The 6,866-nt window shown below is 38.8% G+C and carries 9 protein-coding genes; 5 read left to right on the forward strand and 4 right to left on the reverse strand.

Annotated features, from left to right (window positions below):
* Positions 1 to 15: 15 nt before the first annotated feature.
* The gene (locus tag R8925_RS13750; RefSeq protein WP_430536365.1) at positions 16 to 1,443 is read left to right on the forward strand and encodes a gluconokinase; all 1,428 of its coding nucleotides are present in this window, start codon (positions 16 to 18) and stop codon (positions 1,441 to 1,443) included.
* A 107-nt stretch (positions 1,444 to 1,550) separates the two neighbouring features.
* Here R8925_RS13750 and R8925_RS13755 read toward each other — a convergent pair whose 3' ends face one another.
* On the reverse strand, positions 1,551 to 2,360 hold the full coding sequence (locus R8925_RS13755; RefSeq protein WP_430536366.1) for a Cof-type HAD-IIB family hydrolase: 810 nt from the start codon (positions 2,358 to 2,360) through the stop codon (positions 1,551 to 1,553).
* Between the two features lie 161 nt (positions 2,361 to 2,521).
* Here R8925_RS13755 and yjfP point away from each other — a divergent pair, with 161 nt between their 5' ends.
* Together yjfP and R8925_RS13765 are read left to right on the forward strand one after the other, a co-directional pair.
* Positions 2,522 to 3,274, forward strand: a complete 753-nt coding sequence (gene yjfP / locus R8925_RS13760) for an esterase (RefSeq protein WP_430536367.1) — start codon at positions 2,522 to 2,524, stop codon at positions 3,272 to 3,274.
* 61 nt (positions 3,275 to 3,335) lie between these two features.
* On the forward strand, positions 3,336 to 3,644 hold the full coding sequence (locus R8925_RS13765; RefSeq protein WP_036070487.1) for a metal-sulfur cluster assembly factor: 309 nt from the start codon (positions 3,336 to 3,338) through the stop codon (positions 3,642 to 3,644).
* Between the two features lie 64 nt (positions 3,645 to 3,708).
* On the opposite strand, the gene R8925_RS13770 is transcribed toward R8925_RS13765, so the two are convergent.
* Positions 3,709 to 4,062: a PTS lactose/cellobiose transporter subunit IIA gene (locus tag R8925_RS13770; protein WP_430536368.1), complete on the reverse strand. Its 354-nt coding sequence runs from the start codon at positions 4,060 to 4,062 to the stop codon at positions 3,709 to 3,711.
* Between the two features lie 150 nt (positions 4,063 to 4,212).
* On the opposite strand from R8925_RS13770, the gene R8925_RS13775 reads away from it, so the two are divergent.
* Together R8925_RS13775 and R8925_RS13780 are read left to right on the forward strand one after the other, a co-directional pair.
* Positions 4,213 to 4,410: a hypothetical protein gene (locus tag R8925_RS13775; protein WP_430536369.1), complete on the forward strand. Its 198-nt coding sequence runs from the start codon at positions 4,213 to 4,215 to the stop codon at positions 4,408 to 4,410.
* 707 nt (positions 4,411 to 5,117) lie between these two features.
* Positions 5,118 to 5,636: a type 1 glutamine amidotransferase domain-containing protein gene (locus R8925_RS13780; protein ID WP_430536370.1), complete on the forward strand. Its 519-nt coding sequence runs from the start codon at positions 5,118 to 5,120 to the stop codon at positions 5,634 to 5,636.
* 243 nt (positions 5,637 to 5,879) lie between these two features.
* On the opposite strand, the gene R8925_RS13785 is transcribed toward R8925_RS13780, so the two are convergent.
* Entirely contained in the window at positions 5,880 to 6,143 is a 264-nt protein-coding gene (locus R8925_RS13785; RefSeq protein ID WP_430536371.1) for a hypothetical protein, read from the reverse strand.
* Between the two features lie 107 nt (positions 6,144 to 6,250).
* On the reverse strand, positions 6,251 to 6,673 hold the full coding sequence (locus R8925_RS13790; RefSeq protein ID WP_430536372.1) for a DUF805 domain-containing protein: 423 nt from the start codon (positions 6,671 to 6,673) through the stop codon (positions 6,251 to 6,253).
* Positions 6,674 to 6,866: the final 193 nt, after the last annotated feature.

The following is a 6,866-nucleotide window of genomic DNA, read 5'->3' on the forward strand; positions in this document are numbered from 1 at the left end:
GACGAAACTTAAAAAATGAGTGATAGTATGGAAAATTTATTATTAGCAATAGACGTTGGAACGACTTCAATTAAATTTGTCATTTTCAATGAAGAAAGAGTAATATATACTAAGTCAGCGAGGATTAAGACTTTTAAAGAAGCCGATAAAGCTATCCAAAATCCAACAGATATTTTAACAAGTATCAAATTAAACATTAAAGAAATAACGGCTCTCTACTCAGATATAGATACTATCAGCTTTAGTACTGCTATGCATACATTAATTCCTATATCTCCTGAAACAGAGCATGATACGATGTTCCTATGGTCTGATAATAGGGCGGCAGATACAGTTTTAGAATTCAAAAAAAATAGCCAACGAACTTTTTTATTTTATAATAAAACAGGAACGCCTATTCATGGTATGAGTCCTTTCGCCAAGTTATTACATTTTAAAGAGGAGTCCAATGATTGGTTTAATAATGTTTCCACGTGGCATGACATGAAATCTTTTTTAATGAGCTATTTTGTAAATGAGTTTGTGACAGATTTTTCAATAGCTTCGGCGACGGGATTGTTCAATAGCATGGATTTTAAATGGGACGAAGATATATTATCGTTTCTTCAATTATCAGACAGCAAACTGCCACGACTTGTTCATCCGAAAACAATTTTTAACATATCAAAAAAAGTTTCACTAGAACTAAGTTTAAAACCAAATACTAAAATTATGATAGGCGCTAGCGATGGGTGTTTAGCTTCTTTAGCTAGCTCACAACAAAATAGTACCGCAGAAAGTCTAACTCTGGGAACTAGTGGATCAATTAGGCAACTATCTACAACGCGATATCTAGGATCGTATATGCAAAGTTTTTGTTATTATTTAGATACAGATCAGTGGGTAGTTGGTGGGCCTACAAATAATGGAGGAATAGTACTAGAGTGGCTTAGTGATTTGTTTTATGATGACAAGGCTGAAATATTTGCTCAATTAAAGCATTTGGGCAAAGCACCTGACTTATTTTTTTTCCCATATATGCAAGGAGAGCGTGCTCCGATTTGGAATGAAAAACAAACAGGAAGTTTTAAAGGCTTAAAGATTACTCATAGACGTCCGGAAATTATTCAGTCCGTTTTAGAAGGTATAGTTTTCAATCTTAAATATATCCTCTCTTTATTGCCGGTTACTTATGATAAGAATCCCTTAGTTTTGAATGGAGGAACAGTACAAAATAAAGAAATTGCGCAAATGATTGCCTCCGTTCTTAATAGAGAATGTCATGTTTCTAATAGAACAGAACCAACGCAAGGGTTATTTTATTGGTGGAAAAAGGGCAAAGAAACTGCAACTACTTTGACTAACGTATATCTTCCTGTTGAATCTGAGCAGGATTACTATAATGAAAAATTTGGTAAGTTTGTTGAGTTACTTAAAACTGAAATGCGTTTAGAAGAAACTTAATTTATAAAAAGCGCTAAAAAGCTCGATTGGTAGCTTTTTAGCGCTTTTTGAAACTTTGTAAGATTAGATGTTAATGTTTCTCTAGTTCAAGGTTGGGATATTCAACTTTAAACGCCAAGGTTTTCTTCTAAATATACTGCAATTCCGTCTTCTTCATTAGTGAGTGTTACGGTGTTTGCTATGTTTTTGAGGGAATCAATCGCATTCCCCATTGCAACGCCTACGCCCGCGAAATCAAGCATTTCAAGATCATTATCTTCGTCACCAAAAGCAATAATATCCTTTCGATCAATGCCGAGGAAGCGGCTGGCAGCTTGAACTCCAATCGCTTTATGCACGCCGAATTTTGTCATTTCCATTGCTGGCCATTCTGCGCCCCAGTTGCGGTATGTTACGATGTTGGAAAGTCGTGAATCCATGTGGTTGCTAACTTCTTGTAACAATTCATGGCTTGCAAAGAACAGCAGGGATGTGGGATCGGTTGTGATTGTGTTTCGTAAATCGCCGATAAAAACATTATCTTTACCTTGCTGAAACATGTCTGGTACACTGGCATTTCGTTCACGCAGAAACACACTGTCTTGTACTTCTGCAGCAATATTGTCTAACGCATAATTGGTTGAAAAATCAAGTAGTTCATGCGCTGTTTTTAAGTCAATGGCTTGGTGATAGGCACTACTAAAATTTATGTCACGTGGATGATGGAATACGGCACCATTAAAATTCACAATTGGCGTGTCAAGGCCAAGTTCATAATAATACATATGACTCATGCGGTAGGGGCGACCGGTAGCAATCATGATTTCGTGACCTTTCTTTCGAGCGCGTTCTAGTACTTTTTTTGTTCGATCTGAAATGGTTTGGTCACTTTTTAAAGCGGTGCCATCGAGATCGAGCACGATTAGTTTTTTTGTCATATTTGTCTCCTCATTCTTTCCATAATTCGTATATCTAGTTCCTGTTTTGATAAAGTGATAGAATAGATAGTGTACCTTTATGATAGACGTTCGGGCGCTCTTTGTAAACGCCTAAGTGCTTTACAGAAGCTTAATAAATCATATAGAAATGAGGCTTACCAATGATTGAAGTGGAACATAAGTGGATAAAAGAAATTCCGGTTTTACATGTTTATGACGCAACACATGCGACTGAGAAATTACCAACTGTCTTTTTTTATCATGGTTTTCAATCGCAAAAGGAGTTATATTTGCCGTACGCTTATTTATTAGCGCAACGAGGCATGCGTGTGATATTGCCAGACGCAGGAATGCATGGAGAACGGTATGCAGATGAGTCGGAAACGGAACAGGCGATTTATTTTTGGGATACCGTTCGTGCAAATATTGATGAGTTGCCTATACTTAGAGATATGCTAGATGCTGAGGGGCTGATTGATACATCGAGGCTTGCAGTCGGCGGATTTTCAATGGGGGCGATTACGAGCTACGGGATGCTGGCGCAGTACGATTGGTTAAAAGTGGGGGTATGTCTCGCGGGAAGTTCATACTATGGTCATTTTGCGAAGGCACTTGCAGAGGGTGTCATAAAGCAGGGCATTGAGTTTCCGTTTGATGTGGATGCACGGATTCGTGAGCTGGCACCGTATGATTTGAGTGCAGCACCTACTAAATTAAAAAATCGCCCGTTGATGATTTGGCATGGAAAAGCGGATGATGTTGTGCCATTTCAATATAGTGAAAAGTTATATGAGGCGCTGGTTGAGGAGGATATGTCGGATAATGTCGCCTTTATGGTGGATGAAAAGGCGAAACACAAAATTTCGATTGAGGGAATGTTAGCGGGTGTTGGTTTTTTAGAAGAAAAATTATAATGAAAATCATTCTCAACTATGTTACAATAATGAGAGGAAATCAAAAGGAGGCTACTACTTCATGGATGCAGAACTAAAAGAGAATTTGATGGGTGCGTTAGAGCAAGTAATCGACCCGGAGCTAGGTATCGATATTGTTAATATTGGGCTAGTTTACGACGTGGACTTGGATGAGGATGGACTTTGCACGGTAACGATGACACTAACGACGATGGGATGCCCGCTTGCTGGAGTTTTGACTGATCAGGTGCGTGTAGCAATGTCAGATATTCCGGAAGTTAAAGATACGAAAGTGGATCTTGTTTGGACGCCGGCTTGGACGAAAGATCGGATGTCGCGCTACGCTAAGATTGCACTCGGTATAAGATAAAAAGATACGAAGGTAAGGTTGTAGCATCGTTACACGCTGCTCTGAACTTACCTTCATATCTTTTTTATTTGTCTGCTTGTTCTAGTTTGACTATGCGAGCTTCGAGTTCGCTCTGCTTTTCATATTGGCGAACGATTTGTTTTGCTAGATTAAGCTCGGCTTGCGCGGTCATTAAATGATCTTGGCCATGAACTAATAAAAAGGATGGCGTTATTTCCTTATCTGTGCTACGGCGAGAAACCAATTTTGTTTGCCAAGCATGCCCCTCTGCAAATTGTACTGTTGCCTTTTGTAAATGAGATGTTGCCTCTTCAAAATGATAGTTTTCAGCAGCGGCAATAGCAGCGTAAGCTTCTTTTCGTGTATTTCCGCCATGAAGAATTAATTTTACAACGGCTTCTTCCGTGTGGATATTCATTTTTTTCACCTCATTCAAGCTATTTATCTTATTGTAGCAAAGCCTGCAAGCAATTGCTATTATTAGGTTAATCAGACTAAGGTATGATGACATAGAGCGCAAATTTGAGATATAATAAAGCTATTAAAGTGGACGAAAAGAGGGATAATCATGGAAGAACGATTGTATGATCTTGAGGATAAAGTACAGGATTTAGAACTCGAAGTATTGAGTTTACGTCAGCAGGTAAATGAGTTGGAGCAGGCAAAAGGAGCAAAAACACATCGAGGTAATTGGTCATGGGGATTATTCGCATTGATTCCAATTGTAGCAATTATCTGTAATATGATTATACAATTAGCCGATTAGGAAAAAATAATTCCCGAACTAGATTGGGAATTATTTTTAATTCCGTTCGCCGCTGTTCGTATGTCAAAGCAAAGAATTACGTGTAATACCTAGGATAGCCAAAAAAGTTGTTAAGTAAGCGCTTTTTTTGCGAAATGCTATATAAAAGCCTATAAAGTAAATTGTTTTAGTCACAAAAATTACACAATTTGTTCTCTTGCTTTTTTCGACTATTAAAAGTAAAATGTATATATACCTTGCATTTAGTGTAAGTTCTTATTTCGACAAAAGTATACAATGCTTGTCTATTTTTGTGGGGATAAGACCCTATCATGGTTATAATGGAATTCGGTGTATCCATCTTCCAAATGTTAAGCACTTGTGTTTATCATATGATTTCGCACCGATAACCGTTATTTGTTTTCATTCATCTCATTTGCCATGTAGTTTTTGTTTGTGCCTCATCCCGTTAAGCATAAACATTCGAACATGATGGCGTGCCTAGTCAATTGACTGGGCTTTTTTTGTTGCAGCTGTTCGAACAAAGTGAGCTACAGCTGCAATATGAGTGCGAGCGTAGCGAGCATTCGTTCCTTGAAATTCCATGAGCGCCCATCTATCTAAATGGTACAGAGTCTGGCGCCATGAATCTCATAAGCAAATCACTTCAAGCATCTCCCTTCGACTGTTATACTTGGAGCAAGCAAATTTTGAAGGAGGACGATGAAATGAGACTACAAGGCAAAAAAATAATCGCTCTAATTAGTGAGGATTTTGAAGATTTAGAATTATGGTATCCTGTGTTACGTGTTCGTGAAGCTGGAGCAGAGGTTCATTTAGTCGGAGAAGAGGCTGGTACAGTATATCACGGTAAATATGGTGTTCCTGCAACGAGTGATTTGAGTTTTGAAGACATTCGTGTGGAGGATTACGATGGTATTTTGGTTCCGGGAGGTTGGTCACCAGACAAATTACGCCGTTTTGATAAAGTATTGGATTTTGTGCGCTACTTTGATGAAAAAAAGAAGCCGATTGGTCAAATTTGCCACGCTGGGTGGGTACTTATTTCGGCAGGAATTCTAGATGGTGTGAACGTTACTAGTACGCCTGGTATCAAAGATGATATGACGAATGCTGGCGCGATTTGGCATGATGAAGCAGTAGTGACAGATGGGCACATTATTTCGAGTCGCCGCCCACCGGATTTACCTGAGTATGTACCAGCGTTTATTGCAGCGTTTGAATAAACAGCAAAAAGAGTACGGGACAAAACTCATTTTCATACAAAATAAGCAAGATATCACAAATCCTTTTTTTCGAGTAGGATGTGAATCTTGCTTGACACAAATCGAGCGAAAGCGTTTGTATTCAGGGGATTTTGTGGAAGCCGGAAGCGGAGTGTACGACTGTACATGAGAACCGGAAGTCCGCCAAATTCCTGAATGCGAGCGCTTGTCGCCGGTTTATTTTAGGTTATGTCTCAGACCCTTTTACGTGAAGTAATAGCTAATTATGAAACCGATAAAAGATGGAATCGCTGCGACGGCTAGTAAGATGCTCCATCGTAATTGAATTTTGCGATTTGGTTTTTCGGATCTGCCCACTGATACGAGCGCAGAACAGATGATTGACGCTAAAATTAGGACCATTAATACAAAAGAGAACAGTGATGACATGCTGTATCCGGTCGTTAGTAGCGCAAAAATGATAACTAGTGCGGTAATTCCGATACCGCTAAAAAATGCTTTCCACAAATGGCTCACTCTTTTCTATTCAATATCTCTTTCCTTTATAGCAGATATACAAGGTGAATGTCTAATAATAAACAAAAAAGGACGATATTCACGCCCTCTTTACTACATTAAAAGTCAAAATCCTTACTAATCGCTGGTTCGCTGGGCAGGCACATGAAGATAATCATGATAATACTACCTACAAATGGAATAAAGCTAAGCAAAACGAACCAACCGCTCTTGTTAGAATCGTGCAAACGACGAACCATTAACGCTAACAACGGAATGAACGTTGCTAACATGTATAAAAACAATAAGCCAACGACAAGCAAGTTAGGACCTGATGCCATAATAAAAGCGAAGTAACCGGTTGATTCACTTATCGCAGGTGTTGTTGCGGCTATGATTACAAAGACTAGGATGAGTATGTAAAAAGTACTGATGATAATCGCATTCCACAAAACGACATACCAATAGGCTGAACGAGATGAACGACCAGTGAAATTCACATAATTCTTCCAAAAAGAAATATAAGCTTCAATAAATCCCAAAATAAATCCTCCCTTCTAAGATGCCAAATTACAGTATAGCATGTTTGTAGAAGGATATGTTTGTCGAAATAGTGAATGTTTAAAAGGACTGTACCCCAAGTTGATTTGGAATACAGTCCTTTTTGTGCGCCCAGCATGCGCAAATGCTAGGTGGTGAAAGTCCACTACAGGCTTGGCAGTAGGAACTGTTAGC

Source organism: Listeria rocourtiae subsp. hofi, assembly GCF_963575615.1.
Classification (GTDB): Bacteria; Bacillota; Bacilli; order Lactobacillales; family Listeriaceae; genus Listeria_A; species Listeria_A hofi.